The organism is Micromonospora sp. DH14 (genome assembly GCF_029809455.1).
Taxonomy (GTDB): Bacteria; Actinomycetota; Actinomycetes; order Mycobacteriales; family Micromonosporaceae; genus Micromonospora; species Micromonospora parva.
The window spans coordinates 35200-51340 of record NZ_JARVKT010000029.1 but is presented as its reverse complement, the minus strand read 5'-3'; the positions used below and the strand labels follow the sequence as shown (position 1 = coordinate 51340).

Below are 16141 nucleotides of genomic sequence, written 5' to 3'. Positions count from 1 at the left end.
GACGTCCATGCCCCGCTCAGCGCAGCCGCACGTAGTACCGGTCCACGTCGTGCGGCAGGCCGGGCGCGCCGTCGACCACCAGGTCGGCGTGGGTCGCGGTCTTGTCGACGGCGAAGTGCGCCCGCTCCCCGTCGTGCCAGCGGCGCAGCTCGGGCAGGATCTCCGGCCCGTCCCGGGCGAGCGCGCGTGCCAGCCGCAGCGACGCGGGTGCGGTGACGAACACGGCCAGCGTCAGCTCCGGCCGGACGACCGCACGGGCGGCGCTGACCCCCTCGACCAGCAGCACCGGAGCCGCCGGCACCGGCACCGGCCGGGGCAGGAAACGGTGCCGGACCCAGCTGTACCGCCGGTAGGCACCCGGCTTCCCGGCCCGCAGCGGGGCGAGCACCCAGTCGTCGAGCCGGGGCCAGAAGGTGACCTGATCGTCCCACCCGTCGAGCAGGTCGTCGGTGTGCACCACCGGCGGTCGGTCGCCGAGCGGCCCCGCCAGGGCATCCGCGAGCTGCGCGGCGAATCGGCTCTTGCCCGCGCCGCTCGGCCCGTCGACGGCGACCAGCCGGGTCCGCCCCAACCGCGCCGGGCCCGCGAGCACCCGACGAGCCAGTTCGGCGTACGCCTCGACAACCGCCACGGTCGGGCCGGCAGTCTCCGGGTTCAGCACAACCTCGCGTGGTGCATGACCGAAGTATGCCGTCACCACCGGCGGGCAGGGTGATCGACTCCGGTTCGGTGCGGTCGCGGTGTCCCTGCCGAAGGGGCACCGCGCGGCCATGTCGATCATGCTGGTTGAGGGGCCAGGATGGGCCACCGTGACCCGTCCGGCTGGTCGCCCTGGCCGGCCACCGTCACGTCCGGGGGAATTGGGGCGACGACGGGTGACGGGCGGCCCGTTCGCCGCCCGGGGTGCCACCGAATCGGGATGATCGGGTGGTGCTCCGAGACGTGATGAGCCCCGGCATAGACGCCCTGCTCGAACAGGCCCGCGCCGGGCTGCACCGACTGACTCCGCAGCAGACCGTCGAGGCGGTCCGCGGCGGCGCGTTGCTGGTCGACACCCGTACCGACCTGCAACGCCGCGAACAGGGCGACCTGCCGGGCGCGGTCGTCATCGACCGGACCGTACTGGAGTGGCGCCTCGATCCGGCCAGCGCCTGGCGGATCCCGGAGGCCACCGGGTACGACCGGGAGATCGTGCTGGTGTGCCGGCAGGGCTACAGCTCCAGCCTGGCCGCCGCCAGTTTGCAGACCCTCGGGCTGCGTCGGGCCACCGACATGATCGGCGGTGTGGACGCCTGGCTCGCCGCCGGCCTGCCCACCACCGACCGCCCCGCCGACGTCCGCCCCTGACCCCCACCACCGTGCGCCCACCTCCGGCGGGCAGCCGGCTCACGATCGCGCTCGATCCAGGAAACAGGCCCCTCCGCACGCGGACGAGGCCCCTGGAACAACGATCGAGCACGATCATGGGCGGTCCCCCACCTGCACAGTCCCCAGGGGACGGTGTGCCAGTCAGGCCGGTGGCGCGCCGGGTGGGATGAACGGGAGGCCGGCGGGTGGGCCGGCTTCGATGAGACGCCAGAGGGCATCGGTGTCCAGGTGTTCCTCGACCAGGTCGCCGAGCAGATCAAGCGAGCGTTCCCGGGCGGCGGCGAAACTGGTGGCCGGTGCGACCCGGAACCCGCTGCGCCCGGCCAGGCGAGCCGCCTCGGTGAGGAACCACCGGCGGAAGCCGTCGGACTCGAACGCCCCGTGCCAGTGCGTGCCGTGCACCGCGCCGAGCACGGCCCCCTCTGCGACACCGTCGTCGCCGGTCAGCAGCGGCGACAGGCCAGGGTCGGCCTGCGACACGTACCCGTGGTGGATCTCGTAGCCGTGCACCGGAAGGCCACCGTGGCCGGTGCCCACCGACTGCCGCACGGTCTTGCGCGGATCGAAGGTGATCTCGATGGGCAGCAGACCGAGCCCCGGCACGCTGCCCTGCCGACTCTCCACCGGGTCGTGGATGGCGTGGCCGAGCATCTGGAAGCCGCCGCAGAGGCCGAGCAGAGGTTTGCCGGCCGCCACATGGGTGGCCACCGCGTCGGCGAGGCCGGTCTCGCGCAGCCAGGCGAGGTCGGCGACGGTGGACTTGGAGCCGGGCAGGACGACCAGGTCGGCGGCGGCCAGCTCGGCCGGTTCGATGGTGAGGCGTACCCGGACACCCGGCTCGGTGGCGAGCGCCTCCACGTCGGTGGCATTGCTGACCCGGGGTAGGCGGACGACGGCCACGTCCAACCACTCGGTGCCGTGCGGGGCGGCGGGGCGCCCGAGCACCCGGCCGTAGGCGAGAGAGTCCTCCGCGTCGAGCCACAGGTCCAGTGCCCAGGGCAGCACCCCGTACGTGGGACGGCCGGTGACCTGACGCAGCATGTCCAGACCCGGCTGGAGCAGCCCCCGGTCACCCCGGAACTTGTTGATCACGAAGCCGGCGATCAGCGCCTGATCGGCCGGGTCGAGCAGGGCCACGGTGCCGAACATCGAGGCGAACACGCCGCCCCGGTCGATGTCACCGACGACGATGGTGGGCAGGTTGGCGTGCCGGGCCAGCCCCATGTTGACGTAGTCACCGGCCCGCAGGTTGATCTCGGCGGGGCTGCCGGCGCCCTCGCAGACCACCACGTCGTACGTCTCGCGCAGCTCGGCGAGCGCGGCGTACGCGGTCTCGGCGAGCCGGGGGCGCAACTGCCGGAAGGTGCCGGCGGTGATCGTGTCGACCGCCTCGCCCAGCAGCACCACCTGACTGGCCAGGTCACTGCCCGGCTTGAGCAGCACCGGGTTGAACCGCAGGTCGGGGGCGAGCCCGCACGCAGCGGCCTGCATGGCCTGGGCGCGCCCGATCTCGCCGCCGCGCCCGTCCGGCCCGACGACCACCGCCGAGTTGTTCGACATGTTCTGCGCCTTGTACGGCGCCACCTTCACGCCCTGGCGGTGCAGCCAGCGACAGATGCCGGCGGTGAGCACGCTCTTGCCCGCGTCGGACGTCGTGCCGGCCACCAGCAGCCCGCCACTCACCGCCCGTTCCCCCGCCGCACCCCGACACCCGCGTCCACTCCGCCGGCCAGTCCGCGCACTCCGGTCACGGCGGTCAACCCGCGCCGCCCGACCAGTCCGCGCGTTCCGGCCCCGGCAGCCAGTCCGCGTGTTCCGGTCACGGCGGTCAACCCGCGCCGGCCCACGGCGCCGATCAGCCGGCCGAGGGTCACCGGGTACGCGGCGGCCAGGCCCACCGCGGCCAAACCCACCGCGCCGGAGATCCGGGCGGCCCGCTTCAGGTGCCGCGCCTCCGGGCGGGGACCGTCGCCGAGGAACGGCCGCACCTCGGAGCGCCCGAAGTAGACGTTGCGGCCGCCGAGGCGGACCCCGAGCGCACCGGCCATCGCCGCCTCGCACTGGCCGGCGTTGGGGCTCGGGTGGTCGTTGCGGTCGCGCAGCCACACCTGCCAGGCGCGCTGCCGGTCCCCGTGCGCCACCGGCGCGACGGCGATGGTGAGCAGCCCGGTCAGCCGGGACGGCACGAGGTTGAGCGCGTCGTCCAGCCGAGCGGCCGGGGTGCCGAACCGCGCGTAGCGCGGCGACCGGTGCCCGACCATCGCGTCGAGGGTGTTCGCCGCGCGGTAGCCCAGCAGCCCGGGCAGGCCGGCGACCGCACCCCAGAGCAGCGGAGCGACGACCGCGTCGGAGGTGTTCTCGGCAACCGACTCGACTGTGGCACGGGCCAGCTCCGACTCGCCAAGCGTCGACGGGTCCCGCCCGCAGAGGTTGCCGAGGCGTAGCCGGGCAGCGGGCAGGTCACCGTCACGCAGCGTCCGACCCATGACGGTCGCCTCGTGCCGCAACGTGCGGCCGCCCAGCACACTCCACGTGCCGGCCGCCACGAGCACCGCCCGCGTCACCGGCCGGTGCCGGGTAGCCGCCGCAGCGACCGCTCCGAGCAGCACCGGCCCTCCGACAGCCAGCACGGTGAAGGCCGTACCCGCCGTTCGGTCCGGGCGGTAGAGGCGGCGCTCCAGCGCGCCGGCGGCCTGCCCGAAGCCGGCCACCGGGTGCCACCGGCGGGGGTCGCCGAGCAACCTGTCCAGCGCGTAACCGGCCAGCAGCCCCACCGCGTTCGCCATCGGCGCTGTCCGTCGCACCCGCACCACCTCCGGCCGGCCAGCCTAGACGAGCACCCCGGGAACCGGCCCGGCCCACGGTGCCGCACCCGCCACGAGAACCCCTGGAGCGAACAGCCGGGCCGCCCCGCTGACACCCGTCACGCGGGGTGACGACGCTGCCCGCGCCGCCACCCCGCCCCCGTTCGTGCCGCCCGGATCGGTCAGGCCGGCTGCGGGATCCGGCCCCGACCGCGCCGCCCGCGACCGGGTTGCGTCGGCTCGGGCTGCCCCTCGTCGGGCACCGCCCCCAGTTCGAGGTCCAGGTCACCGTCGGCGTTGTCGTCGTTCGCCTCGGGCGGAGCTGTCAGCTCGTCGATGCCCAGTACGGCATCGACCTGCTCGGCCTGCCCGCCGCTCGGGGAATCGTCGTCCGGGTCGCTGCCGAACGGGCTGGTGCGCAGCTCGGCGTAGTCCGGCAGCTCGAAGTCGTCGTCCAGCGGCCGGTCGTCGGGCAGCACGGGGGCCTGCCCGGTCGGCACCGGCTCGGTGGGCTCGCCGTGCACCCGGCTCTCGGCCTCCGCGTCCTCCACGGTGCTGGTCGTCACGCTCGGCCGGTTGCGCAGGAACCGGGCCCGACCGCGGGACAGATCGTGGCCGACGGCGACCGCCTCCAACTCGTAGAGCGTGCGGTGGTTGCCGGCGTCGTCGGTCCAGTCGCGGGTGTAGAGCCGCCCGCAGACCACCACCGGATCGCCGACCATGACGGAGGCCGCCACCCCCTCGGCGAGCTTGCGCCAACAGTTGACGCGGACGCGGAGCGAATTGCCGTCCACCCACCGGCCGCTGTCCCGGTCGAGTCGGCGGGCGGTGGAGGCGACCTTGAAGTTGGCCACCAGGGTGTTGCTCTGGGTCGTACGTCGCCACTCGGGCGTAGTCAGCACGTTGCCGACGATTGTCACGTAAGTGTCGAACATCGTCCCTCCAGGGGATCGGGGGCTGCCAGCGCGAGTCGACTCGCCACCGAGCCTCGACACCGAGGCCGCCCACCGCCACCGCCCACCGCCGGCCTGTGGATGACGAACCCACCTGTGGACAACGCCCTGATCACGCCCGGGTGTGGTACGCCCGACCCGCCCGACCCGCCGTCGACGGTTTCCCGGGCCGCTGGAACTGGGTAAGGACTTGATCAACGCACCACCGACAGTTGCACGTCGACGAGAGGTCAGCGCCATGACGATCACTACCATCGGTTCCGCGAACGCTTCCGAGGCGCGGCGATGAGCGCCGTGGCGAACCCGGCCACCGTGGCTGAGTGCCTGCGGGTGGGCGCCGGGTTCTCGCAGGGCGACCGCAACTGGATCGCCGAGCAGTTCGCCACCCTCGACGCCCGGCTCGCCAGCTTCCACGCCGACGCCACCGAGCTGGAGGTGTCGGTGAAGGACCGGGAGGCACGCGGGCAGAAGGTCACCCTCGAGTGCTGGATCGCCGGCCGGCAGAAGATCGTCACCACCTCCGCGGAGGAGGACCTGCACGCCGCCCTCAACGACGTCCGCGACGACCTGCGCCGCCGTCTCAACGACGCCAAGACCCGCCAGGAGCCCCGGCACAACAAGCACCTGCGCGACCTCCCCCAGCCGCAGACCGACGCCGACGAGGCCCCCCGCGCCGACGCGGAAACGGTCTGATCCACGCCCCCACGCCCCGCGATCTTGCACTTTCGCACGCCGAACAGCGGCTATTGCCCCCTATGTCGGCGCAGCAAGTGCAAGATCGCGGGGGCGAGCGTGACGGGCGGACCGAGCGGGCGTGGGCTACCGCTGGGTAGGTTGGCGGCGTAGCGTCGCGTTCGTGGAACCGGACGTGTTGGGGCCGCCGTACGAGCGGCAGACGATCGACCTGGGCGCCGACGACGAAGGCCCCGTTGTCGCGACGCTGGTCCGGAGGCGGGCCGAACGCCCCACCGGGCGCGCCGTGCTCTACGTGCACGGCTTCGTCGACTACTTCTTCCAGACCCACCTGGCCGACTTCTTCGCCGAGCGAGGCTGGGACTTCTACGCCCTCGACCTGCGCAAATACGGCCGCAGTCTGCTCCCGGGCCAGACCCCGAACTTCTGCCACGACATCAGCGACTACTTCCCCGAGCTGGACGCCGCCGCTGAGATCATCCGCAAGGACGACGGACACGAGACCCTGCTGGCGATGGGCCACTCCACCGGCGGCCTGATCATCTCGCTGTGGGCGGACTCCCGCCGCGACACTGGCATCGTCGACGGCCTCGTGCTCAACAGCCCCTTCTTCGACCTGAACGCCCCCTGGGCGGTCCGTCGACCCCTCGCGGCCGCCGCGTCCCGGCTGGGCCGCAGGGCGCCGCACCGCATCCTGCCGTTCGGGCTGGGCACGGTGTACGGCGAGAGCATCCACTCCGACCACCGCGGCGAGTGGACCTACGACCTGGCGTGGAAGCCGCTGGCCGGGTTCCCGGTCCGGGCCGGCTGGCTGAACGCGATCCGCACCGGGCAGCGCCGACTCCGTGCAGGGCTGGACATCCAGGTGCCGGTGCTGCTGGCCTGTTCGACCCGGTCCTTCCGGGGCACCAAGTGGCACGCCAACGCCACGCTGGCCGACGCCGTACTGGACGTCGAGCACATGGTCCGTTACGCGCCCCGCCTCGGCCGCCACGTCACACTGGCCCGCTTCGACGGCGGGCTGCACGACCTCACGCTCTCCGGCCCCGCCGTACGGAAGAAGGTCTTCGACGAGGTGGGCCGCTGGGCCGAGGCGTTCCTCGCCGCCGGCCCCACCGCCCCGGCCGACGCGGACCCGACCAGTTCACCGACAGCCGACACGGTGCGGGCGACAACGCCCGGCAGTTGACCAGGCCGGTCGGCGGCCCGGCCCAGACGTCGCCGGACAGCGGGGCAGTCCGACATCGCCGGACGGCGTCCCGGCTCAGACGTCGCCGGGCGTCGCCGGGAGGACGGCACGGATCCGGTCGAAGGTCGCCACCGGGTGCGCGCCGACGCCGGGCAGGACCAGGCCCAGGCAGTACGGCGCGACGTCGCCGGTGTCGCCGGCCTGGACGATGAAGACCGGCGCCCCGACATACCCCGGCGGCAGCTCCGTGGTGATCAGCACGGCGTCCCCGTCTCGGACCACCCGCTCGATCGCGACCTCCAGCGGACGCGACCCGTCTTCGCGTACCCCATGGGCCAGCACGAAAGCGGAACTGGCGTCGGCGCCGAGGCGGGCGACCACCTCGGGCCCGGCGGCGATCCCCGCCGGCACCGGCTGGACGCGCCACCGCCAGCCGCCGTCACCGGCATACCGGTGCAGGCCGGCCGTCGGCAACACCGCCACCCCGTCGCCCCCGAAGCGGGCCCAACCAGGCACGATCTCGGCCTCGGACACGACCTCCGGGGCCACGCCCGCCGGCTCGGTGACGCTCGACCGCAGGCCCAACTCGCCCCCGGAAGCGCCCACCAGGTCGGCCGCCGTCAACAACGACTCCCCCACCGGATCGTCGCCGCTGCGAAAGAAGAACGCGGTACCGAAACCGCCCGATGACCGGTACGGCAGGATGGCGCGACCGACGACCTGGCACAGCTCGTAGGCGACGTCGCTCTCGGCGTCGGAATCCAGCAACACCAGCCAAAGGTACGGTCCGGGGCCGGGCCGGTCCGCGGTAACCCGGATGCCCGCTCCGAGGCGGACGTGAGACTCTGCTCGGCAACGTGGACGCGGGCACCCTTTTCGCCGTCGGGCAGTGGGACGGCGGTACCCTCTGGGCGCGACATCCACGCCACACGCGCCCGTAGCTCAGCGGATAGAGCAGGGGACTTCTAATCCCAAGGCCGCAGGTTCGAATCCTGCCGGGCGCACAGGTACTTCCTCAATCTGACCGGCTCGCGTGGGGCTATTCGTGGTGCGAGCGCGCTACGGTGGCCCCGTGGCAGCCTCGAACGGACGGACCAAGCGCCAACGCGGCGAGATCGAAACCCTGCCCAGCGGGTCACTGCGGGTGAAGGTCTATGCCGGCGTTGACCCGATCAGCGGGAAGCGGCACTACCTGACCGAGGTCATCCCCGCCGGCCGCACCGCCGCCAAGGAAGCCGAGAAGGCGCGTACGCGGTTGCTGGCGCAGGTGGACGAGCGACGCAACCCACGCACCCGCGCAACGCTCGACCAACTTCTAGACCGATGGCTTGAGGTGGCCGACATCGAGGCGACCACCCGCATGGGTTACGTGAACAAGCTCAACAAGCACGTACGGCCAGTGCTCGGCAAACTGCCGGTCGGCCGACTCGACGCCGAGACGTTGGAGTCGTTCTACGCAAGCCTGCGCCGCTGCCGCGACTGGTGCGGCGGTAAGGAGTACGTGAAGCACCGCGTAGAAGGTGAGCACACCTGCACGGCGAAGTGCCGGCCGCACGTCTGCAAGCCGCTCAGCGCTTCGTCTGTGCGCCAGATTCACTGGATCCTCAGTGGTGCGCTCAGTCGCGCCGTCCGGTGGCGCTGGATCGCTGTCAACCCCGCCAGTCAGGCCGAACCACCTGCGCCGCCGCACCCTGACCCGCAACCACCGAACCCCGCCGACGCTGCGCGCATCATCAACGAGGCATGGCGCGATCCGGACTGGGGCGCGTTGGTCTGGCTCGCCATGACCACCGGCGCCCGACGCGGTGAGCTTTGTGCGCTGCGCTGGCACCATCTCAACCTGGCCTCCGGCGTGCTGACGCTGCGGCGCAGTGCCTACCTCGATGAGCACGGCGAGCTGCGCGAGAAGGACACCAAGACGCACCAACAGCGACGGTTGGCTCTCGACCCGGAGACGACCGAAGTACTGCGCGAGCTGCACAGCCGGTATCTAGACCGCTTGGCGCTGCTCGCCGCCGACGCCGACGCCGACGCCGACCCTGCCGATTACGTCTTCTCCCCTGAGCCGGACAACAGCCGTGGGTACCGGCCCGACACGGTCACCCAGCGGTACGGCCGGCTTGCCACTCGGCTAGGCATCGACAGCCATATCCATGCACTGCGCCATTACTCGGCGACCGAGCTGATCAACGCGGGTGTCGACGTGCGTACGGTCGCCGGCCGGCTCGGACATGGCGGCGGCGGGACAACCACGCTCAGGGTCTACGCCGCCTGGCTGTCGGAGTCGGACCAGCGAGCCGCAGGGACATTGGCCGCTCGGATGCCACCCCGCCCCGCCGCGCCGACGCAGCGCACGGTGGAAGGCAGTCCGTATCAGAGGATCGCAGCCGATCTGCGAGCGCAAATCACGGCCGGCAGGCTGCGGCCCGGCGACCAACTCCCGGCAGTCTCCGAACTGGCTGCAACGCACCGCGTATCGGTCGGCACCGCTCACCGCGCCTTAGCTGTACTGACCGCAGAGGGCATGGTCACGGTTGTTCGGGGCCGCCGGGCCACCGTTGCAGCTGCCCGCAATAGATATCAGCAGTAGTCCGGGCAAACGCCTCATGTACGACGACACGCGCGAGCGAGAGATGCTGCGTCCCACTCTCTCCATATGAGACGATCCCGAAACCTATGGTCCTAGGGGGTCCGATGGCGAGGAAGTCGCGGCGCAACAGCTTGCCGAGTGCAGTGATCCCAAAACAGCAAACGGACTCAGGTAGCCGAATTCCAAAAGGGACTATTGCGAAACTAAACGTAGGTGGATCTTTCGCGGAATATGATCCGGCCCTTGGCGATCCTGGGATCTACGTTTTGACACCAGCATTCAATGCCGCGATAGATTCGGATAGCGGAAAGTACTTCTACGTGGGACGACGAGGCACCGGAAAGACGGCCTTGCGGAGGTACTGCGAAGCGCACGGTGGATATACACAGACGATCATCCCCGAAATCTTCTCCCCTTCCTCACAAATGTTTGATCTCGCACTCCTGCAAAATCCACGGAAGGGGCCATTCCGAACTCTCGTCGCCGCCTTCAAACGGGTCCTTGCAGATGAGCTGCTACTCCTTTGGCGGCGTCACCATACAACCTACGCAGCGCTCCCAAGTGGGATTTCCCAGGAACTTCTCGGACCTTGCGCCCAAGATTTCGATAGCAGGGCAATCGACGCTATACGTCGAATAGCGCGGGCAGTAGCATCCGAGGACGATCAGCAAATAGTCTCCGAAAACAAAGAAACGAAGATGCTCATCGAGGAGATGAAGACGCTTCAAAGTGGCGGCTCATACACACTCCTTGTCGACAGCATCGATGACTTCTGGGACGCATCGGACCAAGCTCTCACTTATCTCACCGCATTCCTGCATGCCTGCCTGGAATTGTCCACACAGATACCCTGGGCGCGGGTGCTGATGTTCCTTAGAGAAAACATATTCGAGCGAGTGCGAAGTCGAGATTCGGAATCCTCGCGGCTTGAAACCTCTATATCCGGCCTCGCGTGGACCCAGAAACAACTTATGGAACTGGTTGAGAAGCGACTGAACCGGGCACTAATCGCCAAACTGCCCCTCGGTGGCCCCACCTGGAACGCATTCTTCGAAGATGGGTCGACAGCCCGGGACCAGATCTTCGAATTCTGCCACAACCGCCCTCGCGATATCCTCGTCTACGTCACGCATGCGATAGATGCCGCTAAGGACAACGGCCACGAGAGGATTCTTCTTGAAGACATTGAGGGGGCGCGCCGCAAGTTCTCCGATAACCGCCTCAAGGACTTGGGCGATGAGTACGCAGAAAACTACCCTCAAGTCGCACTTGTGCTCACGCGCTTTTACGGCCTAGGCCAGAGGTTTACGGTCACTGGAATTGAGTCCCTAGTAGGCGGGTTGCTTGCGGATAAGGAGGTTCAACGGCTATGCGGGTCTTGGATCTACGAACATCAGGCACCCGAACGCTTCGTCCGGATGTTGTACGACATTGGATTCATTGGGATTCAGAAGCCGGGCCGACCCGTTAAATTCCGGGCTCTTGGCCCGCAGGACACTAGCCCACCGGCCGTTGACAGCGAAGTCACGATCGCCGTTCACCGGTGCTACTGGGACGCATTAGACCTCCAAGACACTCTCATCCGCTCCTTGCCGGATAGCACCGAGTTGGGCAGGGTAGGAATCGTCAATGAGCTGCCAGGCGGCCTGGACCCGACATCCTACGAGGAACACCTCGCAGATCTAGCGGAGCGATTGGACACGATTCCACTCGGCCACGCGGGATCTCGGCGCTTCGAAGACGCAGTGGGAGACATTCTCCGCCTCTGCTTCTTTAGGGCGCTGGATAATGTGGAAGCGCGAGCCAGGACGGTGGAAGGTGAAGCCATCCGTGATTGGATTGCTTCCATCCGAGCTCATTCGGGATTCTGGGCAATTATTCGACAGCGATATAGTGCGACACAGGTAATCTGGGAGTGCAAGAACTATGTCGACCTGAAGGCAGACGACTTCCAGCAGGTAAGCTATTACCTGAACGACACGATTGGAAAGTTCGCTATCATCGCATTCAGGGGGGACATGCATCCCTCGTACCTAACGCACATAAAGCGCATCTCCGCCGACAAGAACGCGCTGGTACTGCCTCTCGGCATTCGTGATCTCAAAACCTTTGTCAGGCAAGCCCGTGCAGGAAAATTGAAGGATACCCACATCGAAGACCGCTACGACGGCGTGGTTCGGAAGGTGTCCTGAACCCCTTGCCGCCGGCAATTTAGCTCTCCATGCAGCACGAACCGTCTATACGGCATAATGGTCCAATGCGCTTGCTGGTGCTCGGCGGAACTTGGTTCGTAGGCCACGCGATAGTCACGGCTGCTCTGGACGCAGGCTGGGAGGTTACGACGTTCAACAGAGGTACATCGGGTCCATTCCTGGAGGCTGTACGACCCATCCGGGGAGATCGGACCAACTCCCATGACGTCGCCGCCCTCTCCGCTGCCGGTCCTTGGGATGCGGTGGTCGACACCTCGGGCTACGTGCCGAGGAATACCCTCGACGTGGCCGGCGCGCTCGCCTCCGTTGCCGGTCGCTACGTCTTCATGTCCACGGTCAGCGTCTACCGAGACTGGCCTTTGAAGCCGCTCACCGAACGCTCCGAAGTGCTCTACTGCCCGCCTGACGCCGGTCCGGACTATGGCACAGACACCGAGGACGGGCCGACCCAATACGGCTACCAGAAGTCCGGTTGCGAGGCAGCAGCAGTCGCCGCGTTCGGAGTAGGTCGGACGACGATCCTTCGCCCCGGTGTTGTGCTCGGCCCGCGCGAGTACGTCGGCCGCCTGCCGTGGTGGCTGCGCCGCGTGGCTGCTGGTGGGAAAGTCCTAGCCCCTGGTTCCCCTGACCGCAGCATTCAGCCGGTCGACGTGCGCGACCTGGCCGCATTCGCACTTCACACCATTACCGAAGGTTCCTCGGGCGCGTTCAACGTCTGCGCCCCGGTGGGCGGTGCAACCTTCGGCGGACTGTTGGCGGACTGCGCCCACGCGACCCACGCTGATGCCTCCTTCGACTGGGTGCCTGACGAGGCGCTGCTTAGCCACGGCGTTCGGCAGTGGTCCGAGCTGCCCCTCTGGCGCACGTTCGACGGCGTCTGGCGCGTCGACACCACTAAGGCGCAGACAGCCGGCCTGCGCTGCCGGCCGCTCTCGCTGACCGTCCGCGACACCTGGCGATGGATGGTGGAAAACGGCGAGGTCAGCAACCACGATCGGGCTGCGGAGATCGGCATCAGCCGGGAGAAGGAAGAGCAGGTGTTGGCCGGCTGGCACCGGTCAGGTGAGCGGACGGGCTGACGTTTCCGACAACCACGCCGCGATGCGCTCGGCGAGCTGGCGCGCGTCCGCGTCGCGGTCCCACGGCGATTCGCTCAGCAGGCGCTCTATCCGCGACAGCCGGCCTGTCAGCGAAACGTTGCGCTTATGCGGCGGCAGGTCCAAGACGGTACGCAGCGCTTCGGCCGCACCGTCCTTGTCTCGCATGTGGAGGTGAGCAGCGGCTACATCGATCTGCGTCCCGTTGATCTGCGAGTACGGCTGCCTGGGCGAGGGCAACGCCTCGTACACCTGCAACGCCTCCCGGGCGTACCTCGCGGCTTGCTCGCCGTTCCGAAGGTCAAGCCATGCCGCCGCCGCACATGCCGCCGCCCGCGCGTCGCCGAATGCGAATTCCCCGCCAGTAGAGGTGGCGAGTTCGTCGGGTCGGTCCGCTGCCGATTCTCTGTCTCGTTGGGCTGCATCCAAGACGGCAGCGACTGAAGCGGAATCGGCAAGCAGCGCATGAGAGCGGGAAGCGATATAGCGGAGCCTCAGTCTCGGCTCCCCCTCCGGCGCCGCTCGCATGGCACGAGCGAAGTAGCTCAGTGCGGAATCAGGCTCGTTGCGCCAGTTGGCAAGTGTCATTTGCAGGCCGTAGGTCCATGCCTTCAATGACGCGTGTCCGGCCAGGTCGGCGTACTGCGTCGATGCCCTGGCCAGTGCCGCCGACTCGTTCCAGTGCCCGAGGTCGAATGCGGTGGAAGCCATCAGGGAGGCGCTCTGGCCGATAATCACGTAGAGTTCGGCCAGCTCAACGGGCCGACGGGTGCGCTCGACTAAAGCCCTTGCCTCGTCGCGCAACCGCCGGGCGCCGCTGAACACGTCGAAGGCCGCCATGCCACCCGATCGGGCGAGCAGCGTTACGTCTTCCTGCAAGGACTCGATAGAGTCGTGCGGCAGAGCAAGGCTCATCAGCAGGGAATCGTTGGCGACCGAGTCGGCAGCAGCGCTCACACCATCCAGAACAGTGCCGTCGCTGTCAGCAATTCCCTCCGACCGCACTCGGCTGAGTGTTTCGAAGAACCGGGATCGAACCGAATCCGATACACGGCTTAGGGCGGCGCTCAGCACGTCTTGATTCGCTTTTCCAGGAACAGTGTCGGGCCGACTATGCCAGTAAGCGACTGTCCTTGTCGCGATTCCAAGCCACCCCGCGAACCCCTCGTTCGTCATTCCGGCGGCAGCTTGAAGCGAGCAGGCGAGGTTTCCTGTCCACCGATCCACCGTCGCCACCGTGGTCTCCCGAGCTTGCAAGTTGCATCGGATTGCCGCGCATTGCACTGGGTTTGCATGGGCGCTCCGCTTGTTTTCGACTTCACTGGGTTTCAGCAAGCTGAACGGAACGCCAAGCACAGACTACTGAGGAGACTCCCGTGGCTGAACCCCTCGCCTTCAAGAACGATCGCCCCCGGTTCCGGTCGGTCGCGGACACCGCAGCGATCCTTGGCATGTCGGAGGTGACCCTCTACCGGGCGATTCACGCCGGCCAGTTCCCAGCCATCAAGGTCCGTGGCCGCTTCGTGATCCCAGCGCGCGCCATCGACGACATGGAGGCGTCCGCGCTGACGTACGGCCTGGTGGACGCCAGCAACCACACGTTGCGGGCCGCTGGATGACGGTTACCGGGCGCCCCTCTTCGGCCCCGGCGGCGCAGGCGGGACGCTGTGCTCCCGAGCGAGCTTCCGGACGTAGGCACCGCTGAACGGCGATAGCCGCTCAACCTCAGCCGGGCCGATGCCATCACGGAGCGCCGCAACCACCGCCGCAACCACCGCCTCGCGTGCGGCTTCATGAGCAGCTTCGGTACGCCGGTACCGCTTCGTAGCTGCTGACAGCTCGTCTCGCGCATCGCTCATCGGACCAATATACCGCTACCCCCTTGCGCAACAGACCCGCGTATCGCTACCTTGTTGCGCAACAGAGACGCATATCTAAGGGCGTCAGATCAGTCAGAAGGGACACGAAGTGACCGAGTTCAACCACCCCCCGGAGATCGAGCCGAGCGGGGCTGACCTCGCAGAGATCGAGCAGGAGTTGCCGCTGATCGAGGCTGAGGTTCTGCTGCTCGACGCACAGATTGTCGCGCTGACCGGTGATGCCGGTCCGACTGAGTTGGACTGGCAGCGGCTTCGTCGGGCGCAGCGTCGGGTGCTGCGGGAAGCGCGTGCCCTGCTCGCCGTGCGCTCGGCCGCCGGCCAGGCCGCGTAGGCAGGGGCCACCGTGAGCCGCCGATTCCCGATCCCCCGCCCCGCTGGCGACTCCCGCTTCACGTTCGGTCTGGCACTCGACGTGGCTCAGGTGATCGCGGCGCACGGCTACCCGTCAATGGCCGCGCCATACGACGGGTGCGGCGCAGACCTGCTGGCCCTGCAACAAGCCCTGTTCTCGCTCATCTACGGCACTGACGCATCGGAGGGACACCTGTCATGACCGCCCCCACGTTGTCGGCCTTTCCCCGGCCGGTCGAAGACCTGATCCCCGCCGCCCGAGATCTGGCCGACCAGCTCGGCGAGATCCCGTCGCGCAACCGCATCAAGAAGGAACTGCGGGTCGGCGGTCCGAAGGCAGACGCAATTCTCGCCGCTCTGGCCCGCACCGACACCCCGCCGGCCGACACCGAAGCCACTACGGACCCGGCCGACACCACCCCGGACCCGATCGCCGACCGGGCACCTGCAACGGACCTGCCGCCGGCCGCCGACCACGGCTCGCCGGTGGTGTCAGAGCAGGCGGTACCCGTCGCAGACCTGGGCACCAAGGTCGGCGTCGAGGCCGACCCGACCGACTCGACGGACAACCAGCGGGCGGTGGTGTGGCCGGTGGTGCTGCTGGCCCTGCCCGCGTTCGTCGCCATCTGGTCCGGCTGGGTTGGCCTCGGCGGACTCACCGGGTTCGGCATCGTGCACCCGCTCCCGGGGATCTGGGACAGCTTCTCCATCAACAGCGCGATCACCCTCCCGATCGGGGTCGAGACCTACGGCGCGTACGCCCTCTACGTGTGGCTGTCCGGTCGGGTGCCCGAGCGGGCACGCCGGTTCGCCAAGTGGTCCGCCCTCGGTTCCCTCGCCATCGGCGCGCTCGGCCAGGTCGCCTACCACCTCTTGGAGGCCGCCGGAGTCACGTCGGCCCCGTGGTGGATCACCACCGCCGTGGCGTGCCTGCCGGTGGCGGTGCTCGGCATGGGTGCCGCCCTCGCGCACCTGGTGCGCACTCACGACTAGTTCCGCCCGG

The 16141-nt window shown here is 68.7% G+C and carries 16 protein-coding genes and 1 tRNA gene; 11 read left to right on the top strand and 6 right to left on the bottom strand.

What is annotated here, in order from left to right; genetic code table 11:
• Positions 1–16: 16 nt before the first annotated feature.
• Positions 17–661 (bottom strand): hypothetical protein, encoded by a 645-nt coding sequence (locus QCZ28_RS27495; RefSeq protein ID WP_279519372.1) that lies wholly within the window; start codon positions 659–661, stop codon positions 17–19.
• Between the two features lie 284 nt (positions 662–945).
• Here QCZ28_RS27495 and QCZ28_RS27490 point away from each other — a divergent pair, with 284 nt between their 5' ends.
• Positions 946–1347 carry a rhodanese-like domain-containing protein gene (locus tag QCZ28_RS27490; protein WP_030333422.1) on the top strand — a complete coding sequence of 134 codons (402 nt, stop codon included), beginning with the start codon at positions 946–948 and terminating at the stop codon, positions 1345–1347.
• Between the two features lie 162 nt (positions 1348–1509).
• Here QCZ28_RS27490 and QCZ28_RS27485 read toward each other — a convergent pair whose 3' ends face one another.
• From QCZ28_RS27485 to QCZ28_RS27475, 3 genes are all read right to left on the bottom strand, one after another.
• Positions 1510–3051 carry a cobyric acid synthase gene (locus tag QCZ28_RS27485; RefSeq protein WP_279519350.1) on the bottom strand — a complete coding sequence of 514 codons (1542 nt, stop codon included), beginning with the start codon at positions 3049–3051 and terminating at the stop codon, positions 1510–1512.
• A complete protein-coding gene (locus tag QCZ28_RS27480; protein ID WP_279519371.1) occupies positions 3048–4154 on the bottom strand; it encodes a cobalamin biosynthesis protein in 1107 nt (368 codons plus the stop codon). Before QCZ28_RS27480 ends, QCZ28_RS27485 begins: the two co-directional genes overlap by 4 nt.
• Positions 4155–4354: 200 nt before the next feature.
• Complete coding sequence (locus QCZ28_RS27475; RefSeq protein ID WP_279519349.1) at positions 4355–5107, bottom strand: single-stranded DNA-binding protein; 753 nt, start codon at positions 5105–5107, stop codon at positions 4355–4357.
• A gap of 303 nt (positions 5108–5410) precedes the next feature.
• On the opposite strand from QCZ28_RS27475, the gene QCZ28_RS27470 reads away from it, so the two are divergent.
• Positions 5411–5818: an HPF/RaiA family ribosome-associated protein gene (locus tag QCZ28_RS27470; RefSeq protein ID WP_279519348.1), complete on the top strand. Its 408-nt coding sequence runs from the start codon at positions 5411–5413 to the stop codon at positions 5816–5818.
• Between the two features lie 163 nt (positions 5819–5981).
• Positions 5982–7007, top strand: a complete 1026-nt coding sequence (locus QCZ28_RS27465) for an alpha/beta hydrolase (RefSeq protein ID WP_279519347.1) — start codon at positions 5982–5984, stop codon at positions 7005–7007.
• A gap of 75 nt (positions 7008–7082) precedes the next feature.
• Here QCZ28_RS27465 and QCZ28_RS27460 read toward each other — a convergent pair whose 3' ends face one another.
• On the bottom strand, positions 7083–7778 hold the full coding sequence (locus QCZ28_RS27460) for a hypothetical protein (protein ID WP_279519346.1): 696 nt from the start codon (positions 7776–7778) through the stop codon (positions 7083–7085).
• A gap of 160 nt (positions 7779–7938) precedes the next feature.
• Here QCZ28_RS27460 and QCZ28_RS27455 point away from each other — a divergent pair.
• The 4 genes from QCZ28_RS27455 to QCZ28_RS27440 all read left to right on the top strand — a co-directional run bounded on the left by QCZ28_RS27455 (position 7939) and on the right by QCZ28_RS27440 (position 12889).
• A tRNA-Arg gene (locus QCZ28_RS27455) sits at positions 7939–8011 on the top strand.
• Positions 8012–8079: 68 nt separating this feature from the next.
• A complete protein-coding gene (locus QCZ28_RS27450; RefSeq protein ID WP_279519345.1) occupies positions 8080–9597 on the top strand; it encodes a tyrosine-type recombinase/integrase in 1518 nt (505 codons plus the stop codon).
• Between the two features lie 698 nt (positions 9598–10295).
• Positions 10296–11789 (top strand): hypothetical protein, encoded by a 1494-nt coding sequence (locus QCZ28_RS27445; protein ID WP_279519344.1) that lies wholly within the window; start codon positions 10296–10298, stop codon positions 11787–11789.
• A 65-nt stretch (positions 11790–11854) separates the two neighbouring features.
• A complete protein-coding gene (locus tag QCZ28_RS27440; RefSeq protein ID WP_279519343.1) occupies positions 11855–12889 on the top strand; it encodes an NAD-dependent epimerase/dehydratase family protein in 1035 nt (344 codons plus the stop codon).
• Here the strand turns inward: QCZ28_RS27440 and QCZ28_RS27435 are convergent.
• Complete coding sequence (locus QCZ28_RS27435) at positions 12869–13912, bottom strand: hypothetical protein (RefSeq protein ID WP_279519342.1); 1044 nt, start codon at positions 13910–13912, stop codon at positions 12869–12871. The two genes, QCZ28_RS27440 and QCZ28_RS27435, sit on opposite strands and share 21 nt — an antisense overlap.
• A 371-nt stretch (positions 13913–14283) precedes the next feature.
• Between QCZ28_RS27435 and QCZ28_RS27430 the strand changes: the two genes are divergently transcribed.
• From QCZ28_RS27430 to QCZ28_RS27415, 4 genes are all read left to right on the top strand, one after another.
• Complete coding sequence (locus QCZ28_RS27430; protein ID WP_279519341.1) at positions 14284–14526, top strand: helix-turn-helix domain-containing protein; 243 nt, start codon at positions 14284–14286, stop codon at positions 14524–14526.
• A 349-nt stretch (positions 14527–14875) separates the two neighbouring features.
• Entirely contained in the window at positions 14876–15118 is a 243-nt protein-coding gene (locus QCZ28_RS27425) for a DUF6284 family protein (RefSeq protein ID WP_279519340.1), read from the top strand.
• Between the two features lie 12 nt (positions 15119–15130).
• On the top strand, positions 15131–15340 hold the full coding sequence (locus tag QCZ28_RS27420; protein WP_279519339.1) for a hypothetical protein: 210 nt from the start codon (positions 15131–15133) through the stop codon (positions 15338–15340).
• Positions 15337–16131 carry an ABC transporter permease gene (locus QCZ28_RS27415; RefSeq protein WP_279519338.1) on the top strand — a complete coding sequence of 265 codons (795 nt, stop codon included), beginning with the start codon at positions 15337–15339 and terminating at the stop codon, positions 16129–16131. Before QCZ28_RS27420 ends, QCZ28_RS27415 begins: the two co-directional genes overlap by 4 nt.
• The last annotated feature ends 10 nt before the right edge of the window (positions 16132–16141 follow it).

Bases quoted from the DNA above. Each gene is read 5' to 3' on its own strand.
- QCZ28_RS27490 (WP_030333422.1), top strand. From the start codon at position 946: ATGAGCCCCGGCATAGACGCCCTGCTCGAACAGGCCCGCGCCGGGCTG.
- QCZ28_RS27480 (WP_279519371.1), bottom strand. From the start codon at position 4,154: ATGGCGAACGCGGTGGGGCTGCTGGCCGGTTACGCGCTGGACAGGTTG.
- QCZ28_RS27475 (WP_279519349.1), bottom strand. From the start codon at position 5,107: ATGTTCGACACTTACGTGACAATCGTCGGCAACGTGCTGACTACGCCC.
- QCZ28_RS27470 (WP_279519348.1), top strand. From the start codon at position 5,411: ATGAGCGCCGTGGCGAACCCGGCCACCGTGGCTGAGTGCCTGCGGGTG.
- QCZ28_RS27445 (WP_279519344.1), top strand. From the start codon at position 10,296: ATGCTCATCGAGGAGATGAAGACGCTTCAAAGTGGCGGCTCATACACA.
- QCZ28_RS27440 (WP_279519343.1), top strand. From the start codon at position 11,855: ATGCGCTTGCTGGTGCTCGGCGGAACTTGGTTCGTAGGCCACGCGATA.
- QCZ28_RS27415 (WP_279519338.1), top strand. From the start codon at position 15,337: ATGACCGCCCCCACGTTGTCGGCCTTTCCCCGGCCGGTCGAAGACCTG.